An 18055-nucleotide genomic window follows, 5' to 3' on the forward strand; every position below is an offset into this window, starting at 1 on the left:
CCGCTAAGATCCCCGCTCATGGACGACATGGGCGGAGATCAGCTGTACCGGATACACGAGTCGGCGTCGGGAGGGCATGCGGTCGAGCTCCGCTACACGCCGACCGTCGCCGACATGGCGGAGGGCCTGCGGGCCTGCGGCCGGTCGAAGGCGGGCCGTCGCCAGCGTCTGCCGTTCTTCCTCATCGGTCTGGTGGGGCCCGGGTACGCCGCGGCCCTCGTCGCGCTGGACGGCGGGTCGTCCGGGTCCGCCGTGGCGCTGACGGCGGTGGGCCTCTTCGGCTGGGCGTTCGCGCTGTTCGGCCACCGGTTCATGGCCCGGTCGACCCGCGGGCTGCTGGCGGCGGCGGGGGAGTGCCGGACGGTCGTCGACGCCGAGGGCGTCACCGTCGACTGCGCGCAGGGCTCCACGCACCTGCGCTGGAGCGCGCTGTCGGGCTACGTGGAGACCCCCGCGACCTTCATGGTCTTCACCGGCGACAAGCGGGTGCTCGGCGGGGCGCTGCTCCCCAAGCGGGGCCTCGCGGTCCCCGGGGAGCAGGACGTATTGCGGGCGCTCCTGGACGGGAAGCTGGAGCGGATCTAGGCCGGGGCCTGCGGCCGCCCCGCCGGGGGCGGCTCCCGCTACGGCTGGGCGGCGGCGCAGTCGGCGCAGGTGCCGAAGATCTCCACCGTGTGGGCCACGTTCACGTAGCCGTGCTCGGCCGCGATGGACTCCGCCCACTTCTCCACGGCCGGGCCCTCCACCTCGACCGCCTTGCCGCACTTGCGGCAGACCAGGTGGTGGTGGTGGTCCCCGGTGGAGCAGCGGCGGTAGACGGACTCGCCGTCGCTGGTCCGCAGGACGTCGACCTCGCCGGCGTCCGCGAGGGACTGGAGGGTGCGGTAGACGGTGGTCAGGCCCACGGAATCGCCACGGTGCTTGAGCATGTCGTGGAGTTCCTGGGCGCTGCGGAACTCGTCCACCTCGTCCAGCGCCGCGGCCACGGCCGCCCGCTGCCGGGTGGATCGCCCTCGTACTGGCGCGGTATTCATCTCGCCAGGCGCAGTCGCCACCGGTTCCTCCTCGTATCGGCCTGCCGCCATTGTGCCAGGCGGTCGAGGCCCCTAGACCTTTACGTCGTCCCGCGTGCACACCTCTTCGGCGGCGCGGGCCGCCTTGGCCCGGCGCCGGGCCAAGGGTGCGGAGAGGGCCGTCAGCACCATGAAGACGCCGATCGCGAGCAGGACGATCGTCGCGCCCGAGGGCACGTCCATGTAGTAGGTGGCGGCCGTGCCGGTCAGGGAGACGCCGACGCTGATGGCCATGGCCAGGCCCAGGGTGGTGGCGAAACTGCGGGTGAGCCGCTGGGCGGCGGCGACCGGGATCACCAGCATGGCGCTGACCAGCAGCAGGCCGACGATGCGCATGGCGACGGTGACGGTGACCGCCGCGGTGACGGCGATCAGCAGGTTCAGGGCGCGCACGGGCAGGCCGGTGACCCGGGCGAACTCCTCGTCCTGGCAGACGGCGAAGAGCTGCCTGCGCAGGCCGATGGCGACGGCGAGGACGAACGCGGCGAGGATCGCCATCGCGGTCACGTCCTCGGCGGCGACCGTGGTGATCGAGCCGAACATGGAGCCCAGGAGGCTGGCCGTCTGGCCGCCCCCGAGGTTGATGATCATGACGCCGCCGGCGAGGCCGCCGTAGAAGAGCATGGCCAGGGCCACGTCCCCGCTGGTCCTGCCCCGGGCGCGGATCAGCTCCATGCCGACGGCGCCGAGGACGGAGACGAGGGTGGCCATCCAGACCGGGCTGGTGTGGAGCACGAGGCCGAGGGCGACGCCGGTCATGGCGACGTGGCCGAGACCGTCGCCCATGAGCGCCTGGCGGCGCTGGACGAGGTACGTGCCGATGGCGGGGGCCGTGATGCCGACCAGCGCGGCGGCGATCAGGGCCCGCTGCATGAAGGCGTAGTCGAGGATGTCCATCAGCTCAGCAGTCCCGTCCGCAGGGGCCCGGCGTCGTGCGCCGCGTGGGGGTGTACGTGGTCGTGGCCGGGCAGGGCGTGCTGGCCCACGGCCTCCGGGGGCGGTCCGTCGTGGACGACGCAGCCGTCGCGCAGGACGACGGCGCGGTCGATCAGGGGCTCCAGCGGGCCCAGCTCGTGCAGGACGAGCAGGACGGTGGAGCCGGCGGCGACCTGCTCGCGCAGGGCGTGCGCGAGGACCTCCTGGTTGGCGAGGTCCACGCCCGCCATCGGTTCGTCCATGATCAGCAGCTCGGGTTCGACGGCGAGTGCCCGGGCTATGAGGACGCGCTGGTGCTGACCGCCGGAGAGGGCGTCGACCGAGGCGTCGGCGTGCGACTCCATGTCGACGAGGGCCAGGGCGCGCTGGACGGCGGCCTTGTCGGCCTTGCGCAGGAGCCCGAAGCGGGAGCGGGCCAGCCGGCCGGAGGAGACGACCTCGCGGACGGTGGCGGGGACCCCGCCGGCGGCCGTGGTGCGCTGCGGGACGTACCCGATGCGCGACCAGTCCCGGAAGCGCTTGAATTCCGTTCCGAAGAGGGACAGGTCGCCGTCGGTCAGCGGGACCTGGCCCACCACGGCGCGGACGGCCGTGGACTTGCCGGAGCCGTTGGCGCCGAGCAGGGCGACGACCTCGCCGCGGTGGACGGTGAGGTCGATCCCGCGCAGCACGGGGCGCGAGCCGAGCGAGGCCGTGGCCCCGCGCAGGGATATGACGGCCTGGTCGTCCGCCGGGCGGGGCATGGACTGCATGGCTCGCGCCTCCGTTGCTGCTGCTGCCATCACTTGCTACCGAGTGCCTTCTGGAGGTTCTTCAGGTTGGACCGCATGACCTCGAAGTAGTCAGCGCCCTGGGACTTGTCGGTGATTCCCTCGAGCGGGTCGAGGACGTCGGTCTTCAGGCCGGTGTCCGTGGCGAGGACCTCGGCGGTCTTGTCGCTGGCCAGGGTCTCGAAGAACACGGTGGAGACATTCTCCTTCTTCGCGACCTCCTGGAGCTCCTTCATCCGGGCCGGGCTCGGCTCGGACTCGGGGTCGACGCCGGAGATGCCCTCCTGGTCCAGGCCGTAGCGCTCGGCGAGGTAGCCGAAGGCGGAGTGGGTGGTGATGAAGGTCCGGGAGGCCGTGTTCTTCAAGCCGTCCTTGAACTCGGTGTCCAGCGCGGTCAGTTCGCCGACCAGCTCGTCGGTGTTCTTCTTGTAGTCCGCCGCGTTGTTCGGGTCGGCCTTCTCCAGGGCCGCGCCGACACCCTTGGCGATCTCCGCGTACTTGGCGGGGTCGAGCCAGACGTGCGGGTCCGTGCCGGCCTCGCCGTGGCTGTGGTCGTGGCCCTCGCCCTCGGCGTGGCCCTCCCCGGCGCCGTGGTCGTGGCCGGAGGCGGCGTGGGCCTCCAGCGTGGTGAGGGTCGCGGCGTCGACGACGTTCTTCACGCCGGACTGGGCGACGGCCTTGTCGACGGCGGGCTGCAGGGTCTTGAGGTAGAGGATCACGTCGGCCTCGCCGAGCTGCGCGGTCTGGCGCGGGGTGATCTCCAGGTCGTGCGGTTCGACGCCCGGTTTGGTCAGGCCGTTGACCTTCACGTGGTCCTTGCCGATCTGCTCGGCGAGGAACTGCATCGGATAGAACGACGCCGCCACGGCGAGCTTGCCGTCCTTGCTGCCGGTGGCGCCGGCTCCGGAGCAGGCGGTGAGGGCCGTGGCGCCGAGGGCGACGGCTCCGGCGAGGGCGGCGGCGGGTATGAGGCGTCGTACGTTCATGACATCCATTTTCATCAAAAATGGAAACGATTGTCAAAAACGCTGGTGGGGAGGCCGGGCGGGCGGCCGTGGAGGGGGATCCGATTTGAAAGGGGGGGTGCGGGCGCCGGTAACCTAAAGACTTCGCCGTTCGTCCTCGTAATGAAGAGAGCACCGTGGCCGCCGACAAGATCGACACCATCGTCAGCCTGAGCAAGCGCCGTGGCTTCGTTTTCCCGTGCAGTGAGATCTACGGCGGCTCCAAGGCCGCCTGGGATTACGGCCCGCTGGGTGTCGAGCTCAAGGAGAACATCAAGCGCCAGTGGTGGAAGGCGATGGTGACCGGGCGTGAGGACATCGTCGGCATCGACTCGTCCGTGATCCTGGCCCCCGAGGTCTGGGTGGCCTCCGGCCACGTCGCGACCTTCTCGGACCCGCTGACCGAGTGCACCGCCTGTCACAAGCGGCACCGCGCGGACCACCTTGAAGAGGCGTACGAGGCCAAGCACGGCCGCCCGCCCGCCAACGGCCTCGCCGACATCAACTGCCCCCACTGTGGCGTGAAGGGCCAGTTCACCGAGCCCAAGCAGTTCTCCGGCATGCTGGAGACGCACCTCGGCCCGACCCAGGACACCGGCTCGAAGGCGTACCTGCGCCCCGAGACCGCCCAGGGCATCTTCACCAACTACGCCACCGTGCAGACCGTCGCGCGCAAGAAGCCCCCGTTCGGCATCGCGCAGATGGGCAAGTCCTTCCGCAACGAGATCACCCCCGGCAACTTCATCTTCCGCACGCGCGAGTTCGAGCAGATGGAGATGGAGTTCTTCGTCAAGCCGGGCGAGGACGAGCAGTGGCAGGAGTACTGGATGCAGGAGCGGTGGAACTGGTACCGCGACCTCGGCATCCGCGAGGAGAACATCCGCTGGTTCGAGCACCCGAAGGAGAAGCTGTCCCACTACTCGAAGCGCACCGCCGACATCGAGTACCGCTTCAACTTCGGTGGCAATGAGTTCTCCGAGCTCGAAGGCGTGGCCAACCGCACCGACTTCGACCTCAAGGCCCACTCCGCCGCCTCCGGCCAGGACCTCGTGTACTTCGACCAGGAGACCAAGGAGCGCTACACCCCGTACGTCATCGAGCCGGCGGCCGGTGTGAACCGCGCCATGCTCGCCTTCATGCTCGACGCCTACGTCGAGGACGAGGCCCCGAACGCCAAGGGCGTCATGGAGAAGCGCACCGTGATGCGCTTCGACCCGCGCCTGGCCCCGATCAAGGTCGCCGTCCTGCCGCTGTCCCGCAACGCGCAGCTGTCGCCGAAGGCCAAGGGCCTCGCCGCCGACCTGCGCAAGTTCTGGAACATCGAGTTCGACGACGCGGGCGCCATCGGCCGCCGCTACCGCCGCCAGGACGAGATCGGTACGCCGTTCTGCGTCACCGTCGACTTCGACACCCTGGACGACAACGCGGTGACCGTGCGCGAGCGCGACACCATGAAGCAGGAGCGCGTCTCCCTGGACCAGATCCAGACCTACCTCGGCAGCCGCCTGCTCGGCTGCTAGGCCAGGACGCACGAAGACCGGTGGCCCGGTGCGCGAGAAGCGCACCGGGCCACCGGTCTTTCGTCTTCTTCGTGGCAGGTCAGGCCGCAGAGCCGCCGGCCTGCGCCGCGGCGGCCTCGGCGGCCCGGCGCTCGCCCTCAGCCTGGGAGCGCTTGCCGTACAGGGCGGTCCACACGCCCAGAGCGCCGAGCACCCCGTAGATCATGACCGGGCTGAGGGTCACCATGGTCTTGGTGCTCAGCGTGTACGCCAGGGCGATGCGGACGGCTGCCTCGATGACGTACGCGACGCCCCAGACCAGGGTCATGCGGGTCATCGTGGTCCGGAAGCCCTCGTACTGCCACAGGCCGTTCCACCAGGCGGTGCTCTCGGGAGTGCCGTCGGTGGCGAACTTGCGGCCGAAGTAGAACATCAGCGGACGGCGCGCCAGCAGCGTGGACAGGCAGAGCAGCCCGAACAGCCCGGTCACGGCGGAGTCCTTGACCAGCAGAGCCCGCGCCGAGGGGTCACCGACGAGCGAGACCCCGGCCGTGATCACTATGAACACCAGGGTGACCACGGCGAATTCGTCGAGCTTGCGGTGCCAGGCAACGCTGATGGCGCTGTCGAGCACCGGCCACGCGCTGCTGAGGAGCAGCGCCGAGAACTCGCTCCAGCCGTGGTCGTCGACAAGCGTGTTGTACGTGATGATCGGCGCGACCACGTTGAGGCCGATGGTCAGGATCCAGCCGATGGCGGTCGCGGCCCCCGAGCGGGCGGGAGGCGCGGGTCGTGCTACTTGGGCGGACAAGGTTCCCCCTGGAACGTGCCTGATGAAGTGCGGTAAGGGGAACGTAAGGACATGGGGATGACATGGACAAGACGAGCGCGCCCAAAATGATCATCAAATTCTCCGGACCGCAAGGTTCCGGACAGGCCGGGCCGGGACGGGACGGGCCTGTCAGGCGCGCAGGCCCCGGATGATCAGTGTGGTGACCGCCTCGAACTCCGTGAAGATCGTGGGCGAGAGCCAGTCGGCCGCGTACTGCGGGTCGTGGAAGCGGCCGGTGGCATCGAAGACCGCCCGGGCGGCGGCCGGCACGTCCTCGGCGGCGAGCGTCCCGGCGGCGACACCCTCCGCGATGATCCGGGCCAGCTGGTCGATCAGCTCGGCCAGATGCGCGTCCACCACGCCGCTGTTCTCGGCGAGGAGCACGGTGTACGTCGCGAACAGTTCCGGATCCGCGCCCGCCTTGTGGCGCTTGGCCTCGAACAGGGCCGCGAGCCACGCCTCCAGCTTGGAGGGGGCGCTCTCGGCGGACGCCGAGGTGATCTCCTCCAGCAGGACCACGCTCTTGGCGAGCCAGCGGTCCGTGACGGCCTCGCGCAGCGCCGCCTTCGAGGGGAAGTGCCGGTACACACTGCCGTGGCTGACGCCGAGCGCGCGCGCCACGTCCACCACGGTCGCCTTGGTGGGGCCGAAGCGGCGCAGCACCTCCTCCGTGGTCTCGAGGATGCGCTCGGGGGTCAGGGGCTCGGCGGCAGCGGGGGGCATGGGTACGACCGTACCGTCAGCTCAGCGCTCACTGTCGAGGTGGGCCATCTGGGCCTCCGGATACCTCTCTCCGGCCGCGGCCCCGGCGGGCACGGCCTCTTCGACGGCGGCCAGGTCGGCGGCGCTGAACGTGATGTCCATGGCACCGAGTGCCTCGGCGAGCCGGTCCCGGCGCCGGGCGCCCACCAGCGGCACGATGTCGACGCCGTGCCGGGGACCCTGCGCGAGCACCCAGGCGATCGCGGTCTGGGCGACGCTCACCCCCTTCTCCTCGGCGACCTTGCGCAGGGCGTCGACCAAGCCGAGGTTCCGGTCGAGGTTCCCGCCCTGGAAGCGGGGGCTCATGCCGCGGAAGTCGCCCGGGGCCAGCGCACGGTCGCGGGTGAAGTGGCCGCTGATCAGGCCGCGGGACAGCACTCCGTACGCCGTGATCCCGATGCCGAGCTCGCGGGCGGTCGGCAGGATCTCGTCCTCGATGCCGCGGGAGATCAGCGAGTACTCGATCTGGAGGTCGGATATCGGGGCCACGGCGGCGGCCCGGCGCAGGGTGTCCGCGCCGACCTCGGACAGGCCGATGTGGCGCACGTGCCCGGCCTGGACCGCCTCGGCGATGGCCCCGACGGTCTCCTCGATCGGCACGTCCGGGTCCACGCGGGCGATCCGGTAGATGTCGATGTGGTCCCGGCCGAGCCGCTGGAGCGAGTAGGCCAGGAAGTTCTTGACGGCCGCGGGGCGCCCGTCATAGCCGGTGAACCCGCCCTCCACCGTGCGCAGCGCGCCGAACTTCACGCTGGTCAGCGCTTGCTCGCGAGCCGCGGCGGGGGCCGTGCGCAGGGCTTCGTTGATCAGCAGTTCGTTGTGGCCCATGCCGTAGAAGTCGCCGGTGTCGAGCAGCGTGATGCCGGCGTCCAGGGCGGCGTGGATGGTCGCCAGGGACTCGGCGCGGTCGGCCTCTCCATAGAGGGCGGACATCCCCATGCAGCCCAGCCCCAGCGGGAAGACGGAGGGACCGGTGCTGCCGAGGGTGGTCGTCTGAATGTTCTCGTTCTTCGTCATGGAACGAGAATGGCATGACGAGTGACAGATTTCAATATCTGTCACTCGTCAGTGTCATGCGAGGATCCGCAGGGCCAGGACCGCCGCCGCGACCAGGGTGAGTACGGCCGCCGGAGCGAGGTCGTAGTCCTTGACGCGCAGGTGGCTGATGACCGCGCCGACGAAGTAGAGGGTCACGCCGATGGCGGCGGCCACGCCGAGCGGCGTCACCCACAGGCCGGCGACCAGGCCGATCGCCCCGGCCGCCTTGAGGGTGGCCAGTCGCGGCAGCCACGAGTCCGGGACCTGGACCTTCTGCATGCTGGCGACGATCTGGTCGTTGCGCTGGAGGGTGAAGGTGGCGGAGGCGGCCAGGACGATGGCGAGCAGGCCGCCGACGACGGCGTAGGCGAGGAACATGAAGGTCTCCAACGGTCGAGGGTGTAAAACCATTGAATAGCATCAACAATGTCTCCAACGCAATCATTTCTCAATTGCTACGATGTGGACCATGACGGCAGATCAGGACGGATCGCACCCCCCGCAGCGGCTGGGCCTGCTGCTCGCCTGGCACGGATCGGTCACCCAGACCCGGATGAAGAGGGCGCTCAGTGCCGCCGGGCTCACCCCGCGGCACGCGATGACGCTGATGCACCTGGAGGGCGGCCCCATCAGCCAGCGGGCACTCGCCGAGCGGCTGGAGGTGGACCCGAGCGTGCTCGTCGGGATCCTGAACGACCTGGAGGGCGACGGCCTGGCCGAACGCCGCCGGGACCCGGCCGACCGGCGCCGTCACAACGTGGCCATCACCACCGCCGGGGAGGCCGCCCTGCGCAAGACGAACGCCGCCCTCGACGAGGTCGAAGGCGGCATCTTCGCGGGGCTGTCGGACCAGGAGTGCGAGCTCCTGCGCGGCCTCCTCGACCGGGTCAACACCTCGGCCGAGGACTTCAGCTGCGACGAGTAGGCCCCGTACGGGCCGGCCGCACGGCCAGGCGCACGGTCAGGCGCACGGCCAGGCCCGCGGTCAGGCGTGCCGTCAGCCCCGCGGCGAACCCGCGGCCGCGGACGCACTGACGGGCTCCTCCAGGGTGCGGGCCGTGCGCTCCGCCGTCGCACGGGCCCAGTTCCCGCTCGTCACCGCACCCACGACCAGCACCGCCAGCCCGCACAGCGTGATGATCCACCAGGCCGGCTGCGCCGCCCCGGAGAAGTCGGAGCCACTGGCCAGCCCCGCCGCCAGGACCGAGCCGATGACCGCGACGCCCAGCGTGCCGCCGGTCTGCCGGCTGGTCGAGGCGATGGCGGCCGCGACGCCCGCCTGGGAGCGGGGCATCCCCGATACCGCCGTATTGGTGATCGGCGCGTTCACCATGCCGAAGCCGAGCCCGAACAGCACGTACCCGGTGAACAGGAGCGGGTTGGACGTCTCGGCCTCGAACAGGGCGAACAGCAGCCCGCTCGCCGCCATCGCCACGCCCGCGATCAGCAGGCAGATCCGCGGCCCCCGGCTGCCGACCAGCCGCCCCGCCAGCGGGGCGAACAGGACGGTCAGCGCCGCCATCGGCAGCATGTAGAGCCCGGCGTGCAGGGCGCTGAGCCCCCGTACGTCCTGGAGGTACAGCGTGTTCAGGAAGAGGAAGCCGGCCAGTCCGGCGAAGGCGCTGATCGCGATCACGGTCGAGCCGCTGAAGGGCGCGCTCCGGAAGAACCGGAGATCGATCAGGGGGTCCTCGCGCCGGGGCTCGTAGACCAGCAGCCCCACGAGGGAGGCCACCGCCACCACCGCGCACCCCATGATCAGCGGCGAACGCCAGCCGGCCGCCGGGGCCTCGATGATCCCGTAGGTCAGACTGCCGAGCAGCGCGATGACCAGCACCTGACCCACAGGGTCCGGACGCCGCGGCCGGGCCGCCCGGGACTCAGGGATGTGGCGCAGGGTCAGCACGAGCGCCGCCAGACCGATCGGCAGGTTGATCAGGAAGATCGAGCGCCAGCCCACGGAGTCCACCAGCACTCCGCCGATCAGGGGCCCCGCGGCCATGGAGACACCCCCGACCGCGCCCCACACGCCGATGGCCCGGGCCCGCTCGGCCGGGTCCGTGAAGGTGTTGGTGATGATCGACATCGCCACCGGGTTGAGCATCGCGCCGCCGATCGCCTGCACCATCCGGAAGACGATGAGCCAGCCGAGGCTGGGGGCGAGCGAGCACAGCAGGGAGCCGGCCGTGAAGGCCAGCAGGCCGGCGACGAACACCTTGCGGCGGCCGATCCGGTCGGCCGTGGAGCCCGCGAGCATCAGCAGCGAGGCCAGGACCAGGGTGTACGCGTCGATGGTCCACTGCAGCCCCGCGACCGAGGCGTCGAGTTCACGGCGCATCGACGGGAGCGCGACGTTGAGCACGGTGTTGTCGAGGCTGACGATCAGCAGGCTCATGCAGCAGATCGCCAGGACGAGCATGCGCTGCCGGGGACTCGGCTCGATCATGCCGCCGATGCTACGTCTGCCCCACCCCCTCGGCATGCGGGACAATGGGCGGATGACCACGCTTCCTCCGCCTCTCGCGATCGGCCCGCACACCGTGCAGCCCCCGGTGGTGCTCGCGCCCATGGCCGGCATCACCAATGCCCCGTTCCGTACCCTCTGCCGGGAGTTCTCGGGCGGCAAGGGGCTGTTCGTGAGCGAGATGATCACGACCCGCGCCCTGGTCGAGCGCAACGAGAAGACCATGCAGCTGATCCACTTCGACGAGACCGAGAAGCCTCGCTCGATTCAGCTGTACGGGGTCGACCCGGCGACGGTCGGCAAGGCGGTCCGGATGATCGTCGAAGAGGACCGCGCCGACCACATCGACCTCAACTTCGGCTGCCCGGTCCCCAAGGTCACCCGCAAGGGTGGCGGCTCGGCCCTCCCGTACAAGCGCAACCTGCTCCGCGCGATCCTCCGCGAGGCCGTCGCGGGCGCCGGCGACCTGCCGGTGACCATGAAGATGCGCAAGGGCATCAACGACGACCACCTCACCTACCTCGACGCCGGCCGGATCGCCGTCGAGGAGGGGGTCACCGCCATAGCCCTGCACGGGCGGACCACGGCCCAGCACTACGGCGGCACCGCCGACTGGGACGCCATCGCACGGCTCAAGGAGCACGTGCCGGAGATCCCGGTGCTCGGCAACGGCGACATCTGGTGCGCCGAGGACGCCCTGCGCATGGTCCGCGAGACGGGCTGCGACGGCGTGGTCGTGGGCCGCGGCTGCCTGGGGCGGCCGTGGCTGTTCAACGACCTGGTGGCGGCCTTCGAGGGCCGCCCGGAGGACTTCCACAAGCCGACGCTGCGCGAGGTCGCGGCCACCATGCACCGGCACGCACAGCTGCTGGGGGAGTGGATCGGCGACGAGGCGCGCGGGGTGATCGACTTCCGTAAGCACGTGGCCTGGTACCTGAAGGGCTTCTCGGTCGGGTCCGAGATGCGCAAGAAGCTCGCGGTCACTTCTTCGCTGGCCGAGCTGGATGCTCATCTGAGCGAGCTGGACCTGGACCAAGCATGGCCCGAGAGTGCGGACGGCCCGCGCGGTCGGACGTCCGGAAACAACCGAGTTGTCCTGCCAGAGGGCTGGCTGAAGGACCCGTACGACTGCGCGGGTGTGAGCGAGGACGCTGAACTGGACACCTCCGGAGGCTGACAAATCGCCCTCCGTGGCGCGTGATATACGCCACGCATGGGAAGAGTTTCGCTCAGATGAGCACTAAAGTCACGGGTAAGACTTTCAAAGGGTGGCACTGGGTGCCACCCTTTGTGCGTTCAACTCTTGAACGCAAATGGATCGATGATCGCTCATCCGAGCGTGATCAGGCCTCAGAAACCCCCTCCCCCTTCGAGAGGTGAAGGCTATTCGGGCTTTCTGATGACCCATGAGTTACTTTCGATCTGCTGGCGCACGGGTGGTTACAGCCGTATGACGACCAAGTGGACGTACCCAGAAGCCTTCGATCTGGGTATGTTCCTGGCCGTCAGGGCAGCCACCGAGCCTCGAGGAGTCGAGACCCGTGTCGGAAAACAAAGATCAGAAGTTCGTCTACGACTTCACCGAGGGAAACCGCGACCTCAAGGACCTTCTCGGCGGCAAGGGTGCCAACCTCGCCGAGATGACCAACCTGGGTCTGCCGGTCCCTCCCGGCTTCACCATCACCACCGAGGCCTGCAAGGTCTACCTCGACAGCGGCACGGCCCCGGCCGCGCTGCGCGAAGAGGTCAGCGCCCACCTTGCGGCCCTCGAGTCGAAGATGGGCAAGAAGCTCGGACAGTCGGACGACCCGCTGCTGGTCTCCGTCCGCTCCGGCGCCAAGTTCTCGATGCCCGGCATGATGGACACCGTCCTGAACATCGGTCTCTCCGACGAGTCCGTGACCGGCCTCGCCTCCCAGGCCGGTGACGAGCGCTTCGCGTGGGACTCGTACCGCCGCCTCATCCAGATGTTCGGCAAGACCGTCCTCGGCGTCGAGGGCGAGCTCTTCGAGGACGCCCTCGACGAGGCCAAGGCCGCCAAGAAGGTCACCGTCGACACCGACCTCGACGCCGCCGACCTGAAGAAGCTGGTCAAGCACTTCAAGAAGATCGTGGCGAAGGAAGCCGGCCGCGAGTTCCCGCAGGACGCCCGCGAGCAGATGGACCTCGCCGTCGAGGCCGTCTTCAACTCGTGGAACACCGACCGCGCCAAGCTCTACCGCCGCCAGGAGCGCATCCCGAGCGACCTGGGCACCGCGGTCAACATCTGCTCCATGGTCTTCGGCAACCTGGGCCCCGACTCCGGCACCGGCGTCGCCTTCACCCGTGACCCCGCCAGCGGCCACGCGGGCGTCTACGGCGACTACCTCCAGAACGCCCAGGGCGAGGACGTGGTCGCGGGCATCCGCAACACCGTGCCGCTCGCGGACCTGGAGGCCATCGACAAGGCCTCGTACGACCAGCTCATGACGATCATGACGACGCTGGAGACCCACTACAAGGATCTCTGCGACATCGAGTTCACCATCGAGCGCGGTCAGCTGTGGATGCTCCAGACCCGTGTCGGCAAGCGCACCGCCGGCGCCGCCTTCCGCATCGCCACCCAGCTCGTGGACCAGGGCCTGATCGACGAGGCCGAGGCCCTCCAGCGCGTCACCGGTCACCAGCTGGCGCAGCTGATGTTCCCGCGCTTCGACGAGGGCGCCAAGACCACCCTGCTCGGCCGCGGCATCGCCGCCTCCCCGGGCGCGGCCGTCGGCAAGGCCGTCTTCGACTCCTACACGGCCGTCAAGTGGTCCCGCTCCGGCGAGAAGGTCATCCTGATCCGCCGCGAGACCAACCCGGACGACCTGGACGGCATGATCGCCTCCGAGGGCATCCTGACCTCGCGCGGCGGCAAGACCTCGCACGCGGCCGTCGTCGCCCGCGGCATGGGCAAGACCTGTGTCTGCGGCGCCGAGGAGCTCGACGTCGACACCAAGCGCCGCCGCATGACGGTCGGCGACACGGTCATCGAAGAGGGCGACGTCGTCTCCATCGACGGCTCCACCGGCAAGGTGTACCTGGGTGAGGTACCCGTCGTACCGTCGCCGGTCGTCGAGTACTTCGAGGGCCGCATGCACGCCGGCGCCGACGACGCCGACGAGCTCGTCGCCGCCGTGCACCGGATCATGGCCTACGCGGACCGCGTCCGCCGCCTGCGGGTGCGCGCCAACGCCGACAACGCCGAGGACGCGCTGCGCGCCCGCCGCTTCGGCGCCCAGGGCATCGGCCTGTGCCGCACCGAGCACATGTTCCTCGGCGAGCGCCGCGAACTGGTGGAGCGACTGATCCTCGCGGACACCGACGGCGAGCGCGAGGAGGCACTCAGTGCCCTCCTGCCGCTGCAGAAGAAGGACTTCGTCGAGCTGTTCGAGGCGATGGACGGCCTGCCCGTCACCGTCCGCCTGCTCGACCCGCCGCTGCACGAGTTCCTCCCCGACATCACCGAGCTGTCGGTGCGCGTCGCCCTCGCCGAGTCCCGCCAGGACGCCAACGAGAACGACCTGCGCCTGCTCCAGGCCGTGCACAAGCTGCACGAGCAGAACCCGATGCTGGGTCTGCGCGGCGTCCGCCTCGGCCTGGTCATCCCCGGCCTGTTCAAGATGCAGGTCCGGGCGATCGCCGAGGCCGCGGCCGAGCGCAAGAACGCCAAGGGCGACCCCCGCGCCGAGATCATGGTCCCGCTCGTCGGCACCGTCCAGGAGCTGGAGATCGTCCGCGAGGAGGCCGACCAGGTCATCGCCGAGGTCGAGGCCGCCACGGGCACCAGCCTCAAGCTGTCCATCGGCACCATGATCGAGCTGCCGCGCGCCGCCCTGACGGCCGCCCAGATCGCCGAGGCCGCGCAGTTCTTCTCCTTCGGTACGAACGACCTGACCCAGACGGTGTGGGGCTTCTCCCGCGACGACGTCGAGGCCAGCTTCTTCACCGCGTACCTCGAGAAGGGCATCTTCGGGGTCTCGCCCTTCGAGACCATCGACAAGGACGGCGTCGGCGCGCTGGTCCGCAGCGCGGTCCAGGCCGGCCGGGCCACCCGCCCCGACCTCAAGCTCGGCGTCTGCGGCGAGCACGGCGGCGACCCCGAGTCCGTCCACTTCTTCCACGAGGTCGGCCTCGACTACGTCTCCTGCTCGCCCTTCCGGATTCCGGTGGCGCGCCTGGAGGCCGGTCGCGCGGCCGCCGAGGCGAAGGGCAGCGACAGCCGCTGACCCACCGGCCCTGCCAAGGGCTCCCATAGACCGCGCCTGCCCCCGGGTTCCCTGACTGCCCGGCGGCGGGCGCGCCTATTTCCGGTGTTCAACAAATCTTTACGCCAGCAGGCGGTGGACGGATCCCCACCCGTCCACCGCCGCTGTCATTCTGCCGGGCACGTCGGCGCTTCCCGGTGCGACCGACCGCCAGGCCCCGCAAAGCCCCCCACGGCCTTCGCGGAGCGTTTCGGTCGCACCGGAGTGTGCCCGGCGGAGTACAGGATTTCGGTTGTCACGCCCCTGCCGAAAGGGGTTTCAACTGTGGCCGAAAGGGCGTGGTGACCACGTGTGACGGCATGCATACTCATGGAGCGGGGGGATTGCGGTTGCACAGGTGGGGGTTCGGTGCTGCGTATCCATTTCACTGGAGTGGACCTGGCACGCGTACGGATGGCAGGGCGTCCCGATGCGTTGTGGGAAACGATTCTCAGCTTTCACCGCTTAAGAGACCGGCGCGATGCCCGGTTGTTCGGTGAATGGCGTACGGAAACCCGGAGCAGGTTGAATAGTGAAACACGCACGCTCGGTATGCTCATACCGAGCCGTGGTTATTTTCCCGATTTTTTGACCCCTGTGGAGGGGCAGTACGGGTGGGACGTGGGCCTCGACGCGCTGCGCGGCATCCGTCCCGAGCGCATGCGGCACGAGCTGCAGCTGCTTGCCGCCGGTGCGGCGGTGACGCCGCGCCTACGGGAGTTCATGGACGGCGGAGCCAAGCACCTGCCGAGGCTGATGGGAGAGCTGCGCGCGTACCACCGGGCGGCCGTGGAGCCCTACTGGACGCATATCCAGGCCCAGATCGAGGCCGAGCGGGCCGCGCGCGGCCGGGCCCTGCTGGACGGGGGCGCGGACGAACTCCTGGCCTCGCTGCCGCCGATGCTGCGCTGGCGGGCGCCGGTGCTGGAGTGCGACTACCCGGTGGACCGGGACGTACGGCTGCGGGGGCGCGGGCTGCTGCTCCAGCCGTCGTTCTTCTGCCGGCGCACCGCGGTGACGCTGCACGATCCGGAGCTGCCGCCGGTGCTGGTCTATCCGGCGGCGGCGCAGTTGGCTTCGGCGCCGGCGGGGGGTGAGGCGGCGCGGCCCGTGGAGGAGCAGCGCCAGCGCACCCTCGGCAAGCTGGTGGGGCACACCCGCTCGGTGGTGCTGCGGGCCATAGGGGACGGGGCGACCACCAGTGAGCTGGCCCGCCGGGCCGGGGTCTCGCTGGCCTCGGCGAGTCAGCACGCGTGCGTGATGCGGGAGGCGGGGCTGGTCACCACGCTGCGGCGGGGGAACGCGGTGCTGCACACCGTGACGCCGCTGGGCGCTGCGCTGCTGAAGGGCGGGGCCGTGGCCTCGTGACGGGGCCGCACCCCTGCGGGGTTGCCCGTGGGGGTGCGGCCGGTTGTGCGGGTGCGGCGCCGTTGCCGGGGCTCCGCCCCGGGCCCCGCGCCTCAAACGCCGGCGGAGCTGGATGGTGCGGCGGGGTTGGATGGTGTGGTTGGGGATCGGGGCTCCGCCCCGCGCCTCAGACGCGGAAGGGGCCCGTTACCTCGTACGTGATGCCGGCGGAGGAGCTGCCGCTCGTGCCGCGCTGGCTGGAGAAGTAGAGGCGGTTGCCGGCCGGGGAGAAGGCCGGGCCGGTGATCTCCGAGGAGGACTGGCCGGTGATCCGCAGGAAGGGCGCCACCACGTCGTCCGGGGTGATCACGCAGATCTCCATGTTGCCGCCGTCCTCGGCGACGTACAGGTCGCCGAAGGAGGATCCGGTGACGTTGTCGACGCCCGTCAGCGGGGCCGCCCCGCCGGGGACGAGGGAGTCGTCGTAGGCCAGCTCGTACGTGTTGTTGGTGAGGTTGAGCTGCCAGACGCGGTTGTCGCCCTTGGTGGTGAACCAGACCGTGTCGTTGGCGTAGTGGCAGCCCTCGCCGCCGTTGAACTTCTTCGAGCCGGACACCTGGCTGCGGGTCGCGGTCGGCGAGCCGTCCGGGTCGGGGACGTTGGCCCAGGTGAAGGAGCCCGACGTGGCGGTGCCGGCCTTGAGGACCTGGAGGGTGCCGGAGGAGAGGTTGCCCCAGGTGGTCGGGATGAACCGGTAGAAGCAGCCGCTCGTCTCGTCCTCGGTCAGGTAGATCACCTGGCGCACCGGGTCGGCGGCGGCCGCCTCGTGCTTGAAGCGGCCCATCGCGGGGCGCTGTACGGACGCGTTCACGCCGTACGGGTCGGTCTCGTAGACGAAGCCGCGGTCGACCTCCTCGCAGGACAGCCAGGTGTTCCACGGGGTCTTGCCGCCCGCGCAGTTCTGCCGGGTGTTGGAGAGGATCCGGTAGGCGCCGGTGACGGTGCCGGAGGAGTTGAACTTCACCGCGCTCGCCCCGCCGGAGGGGTTGATCTCCGAGTTGGACACGTAGATCCAGCCCGAGCCGTCGGCGAAACACGCGCCGCCGTCGGGGGCGTTGTGCCAGGTGTACGAGGTGCCGCTGACGGTCTGGCCCGAGCGGGCGATCACCCGGCTGCTGAAGCCGCTGGGGAGCATGATGCCGTTGGCGTCCGCCGCGCCGAGCGCCCCGTAGGGTCCGGTGCCGGGCTGGGCGGGCGCCGCGTAGGCGGCTCCGTGCATCAACGTGCCGCCGAAGGCGGCGGCCGACGAGCCGATGACGGCGCCGCGCAGGAAGGTACGACGTTCCACGGTCACTCCTGTGGGAGGAAGGCACCCCGCACCCGGTCGAGCGCGGGGTCGCACGCGTCGAGGAACCTAGGGGGCGCCAGTTGCCGGGGCGCCAACTCCTCATTACGCACGAGCGACCGCTCGACGTGCAATCCTCCGGCCGTGCCGCGGTGCGGCCCACGGCGGGATCCGCTGCCCGGAAAAAACTTCCCGCGGGAGCGATGAGTTCCTCCCGGCCCCGCGGTCTACCTCCCGAAAGCACCGAGCAGCACGCACCGAGCACCGCACCCGAGAGAAGAGGGACCTCGATGTCCGCCACCATGATCTTCGTCAACCTGCCGGTCAAGGACCTGGAGGCCAGCAAGACCTTCTGGGGCAAGCTGGGCTACACCTTCAACGCCCAGTTCACCGACGAGAACTGCGCCTCGATGGTCATCAGCGACACCATCGTCGCGATGCTCCTGACCGAGGACCGCTACAAGGACTTCACCCACAAGGAGATCGCGGACGCCACGAAGACCTCCGAGGTGCTGCTCTGTCTCAGCGCCCCCAGCCGCACCGCCGTCGACGAGCTGGTGGACGGGGCCCTGGCGGCCGGCGCCACCGAGCCCCGCCCCGCCCAGGACCACGGCGTCATGTACGGCCGCGCCTTCGACGACCTCGACGGCCACACCTGGGAGATCATGTGGATGGACCCGTCCGTGGTCCAGGGCTGACCGCCCCGCACCACGGGGT

At 70.0% G+C, this 18055-nt stretch carries 17 protein-coding genes; 7 read left to right on the top strand and 10 right to left on the bottom strand.

Annotated features, from left to right (window positions below; all coding sequences use genetic code 11):
• Positions 1 to 18 precede the first annotated feature (18 nt).
• The gene (locus tag RIU97_RS27140; RefSeq protein WP_404960191.1) at positions 19 to 585 is read left to right on the top strand and encodes a YcxB family protein; all 567 of its coding nucleotides are present in this window, start codon (positions 19 to 21) and stop codon (positions 583 to 585) included.
• 38 nt (positions 586 to 623) lie between these two features.
• Here RIU97_RS27140 and RIU97_RS27145 read toward each other — a convergent pair whose 3' ends face one another.
• The 4 genes from RIU97_RS27145 to RIU97_RS27160 are packed head-to-tail and all read right to left on the bottom strand — an operon-like array spanning position 624 to position 3765.
• Positions 624 to 1055: a transcriptional repressor gene (locus RIU97_RS27145; protein ID WP_362812206.1), complete on the bottom strand. Its 432-nt coding sequence runs from the start codon at positions 1053 to 1055 to the stop codon at positions 624 to 626.
• A gap of 51 nt (positions 1056 to 1106) precedes the next feature.
• Entirely contained in the window at positions 1107 to 1970 is an 864-nt protein-coding gene (locus tag RIU97_RS27150) for a metal ABC transporter permease (RefSeq protein ID WP_404960192.1), read from the bottom strand.
• Positions 1970 to 2761, bottom strand: a complete 792-nt coding sequence (locus RIU97_RS27155) for a metal ABC transporter ATP-binding protein (protein WP_404960193.1) — start codon at positions 2759 to 2761, stop codon at positions 1970 to 1972. Before RIU97_RS27155 ends, RIU97_RS27150 begins: the two co-directional genes overlap by 1 nt.
• A 29-nt stretch (positions 2762 to 2790) precedes the next feature.
• Complete coding sequence (locus RIU97_RS27160) at positions 2791 to 3765, bottom strand: metal ABC transporter substrate-binding protein (RefSeq protein ID WP_404960194.1); 975 nt, start codon at positions 3763 to 3765, stop codon at positions 2791 to 2793.
• A 155-nt stretch (positions 3766 to 3920) separates the two neighbouring features.
• Between RIU97_RS27160 and RIU97_RS27165 the strand changes: the two genes are divergently transcribed.
• A complete protein-coding gene (locus RIU97_RS27165) occupies positions 3921 to 5303 on the top strand; it encodes a glycine--tRNA ligase (RefSeq protein ID WP_404960195.1) in 1383 nt (460 codons plus the stop codon).
• A 79-nt stretch (positions 5304 to 5382) separates the two neighbouring features.
• Here RIU97_RS27165 and RIU97_RS27170 read toward each other — a convergent pair whose 3' ends face one another.
• The 4 genes from RIU97_RS27170 to RIU97_RS27185 all read right to left on the bottom strand — a co-directional run bounded on the left by RIU97_RS27170 (position 5383) and on the right by RIU97_RS27185 (position 8304).
• On the bottom strand, positions 5383 to 6093 hold the full coding sequence (locus tag RIU97_RS27170; RefSeq protein ID WP_404960196.1) for a VC0807 family protein: 711 nt from the start codon (positions 6091 to 6093) through the stop codon (positions 5383 to 5385).
• Between the two features lie 150 nt (positions 6094 to 6243).
• The gene (locus RIU97_RS27175) at positions 6244 to 6837 is read right to left on the bottom strand and encodes a TetR family transcriptional regulator (RefSeq protein ID WP_404960197.1); all 594 of its coding nucleotides are present in this window, start codon (positions 6835 to 6837) and stop codon (positions 6244 to 6246) included.
• A gap of 21 nt (positions 6838 to 6858) precedes the next feature.
• Entirely contained in the window at positions 6859 to 7893 is a 1035-nt protein-coding gene (locus tag RIU97_RS27180; protein ID WP_404960198.1) for an aldo/keto reductase, read from the bottom strand.
• Between the two features lie 54 nt (positions 7894 to 7947).
• Complete coding sequence (locus RIU97_RS27185) at positions 7948 to 8304, bottom strand: DoxX family protein (RefSeq protein WP_404960199.1); 357 nt, start codon at positions 8302 to 8304, stop codon at positions 7948 to 7950.
• 79 nt (positions 8305 to 8383) lie between these two features.
• Here RIU97_RS27185 and RIU97_RS27190 point away from each other — a divergent pair, with 79 nt between their 5' ends.
• Positions 8384 to 8839 carry a MarR family winged helix-turn-helix transcriptional regulator gene (locus RIU97_RS27190; protein WP_404960200.1) on the top strand — a complete coding sequence of 152 codons (456 nt, stop codon included), beginning with the start codon at positions 8384 to 8386 and terminating at the stop codon, positions 8837 to 8839.
• 72 nt (positions 8840 to 8911) lie between these two features.
• Here the strand turns inward: RIU97_RS27190 and RIU97_RS27195 are convergent, their stop codons facing one another.
• A complete protein-coding gene (locus tag RIU97_RS27195) occupies positions 8912 to 10360 on the bottom strand; it encodes an MFS transporter (RefSeq protein ID WP_404960201.1) in 1449 nt (482 codons plus the stop codon).
• A gap of 34 nt (positions 10361 to 10394) precedes the next feature.
• Here RIU97_RS27195 and dusB point away from each other — a divergent pair, with 34 nt between their 5' ends.
• From dusB to RIU97_RS27210, 3 genes are all read left to right on the top strand, one after another.
• On the top strand, positions 10395 to 11555 hold the full coding sequence (dusB, locus tag RIU97_RS27200) for a tRNA dihydrouridine synthase DusB (RefSeq protein WP_404962952.1): 1161 nt from the start codon (positions 10395 to 10397) through the stop codon (positions 11553 to 11555).
• Between the two features lie 364 nt (positions 11556 to 11919).
• Positions 11920 to 14628, top strand: a complete 2709-nt coding sequence (gene ppdK / locus RIU97_RS27205) for a pyruvate, phosphate dikinase (RefSeq protein ID WP_404960202.1) — start codon at positions 11920 to 11922, stop codon at positions 14626 to 14628.
• A gap of 387 nt (positions 14629 to 15015) precedes the next feature.
• The gene (locus RIU97_RS27210) at positions 15016 to 16014 is read left to right on the top strand and encodes a helix-turn-helix domain-containing protein (RefSeq protein ID WP_404960203.1); all 999 of its coding nucleotides are present in this window, start codon (positions 15016 to 15018) and stop codon (positions 16012 to 16014) included.
• 166 nt (positions 16015 to 16180) lie between these two features.
• Here RIU97_RS27210 and RIU97_RS27215 read toward each other — a convergent pair whose 3' ends face one another.
• Positions 16181 to 17341, bottom strand: coding sequence for an alkaline phosphatase PhoX (locus RIU97_RS27215; protein ID WP_404960204.1), 1161 nt, complete (start codon positions 17339 to 17341; stop codon positions 16181 to 16183).
• 287 nt (positions 17342 to 17628) lie between these two features.
• On the opposite strand from RIU97_RS27215, the gene RIU97_RS27220 reads away from it, so the two are divergent.
• Positions 17629 to 18036 (top strand): VOC family protein, encoded by a 408-nt coding sequence (locus RIU97_RS27220; RefSeq protein WP_401245362.1) that lies wholly within the window; start codon positions 17629 to 17631, stop codon positions 18034 to 18036.
• Positions 18037 to 18055: the final 19 nt, after the last annotated feature.

It is taken from the genome of Streptomyces sp. 147326, from assembly GCF_045000215.1.
Taxonomy (GTDB): domain Bacteria; phylum Actinomycetota; class Actinomycetes; order Streptomycetales; family Streptomycetaceae; genus Streptomyces.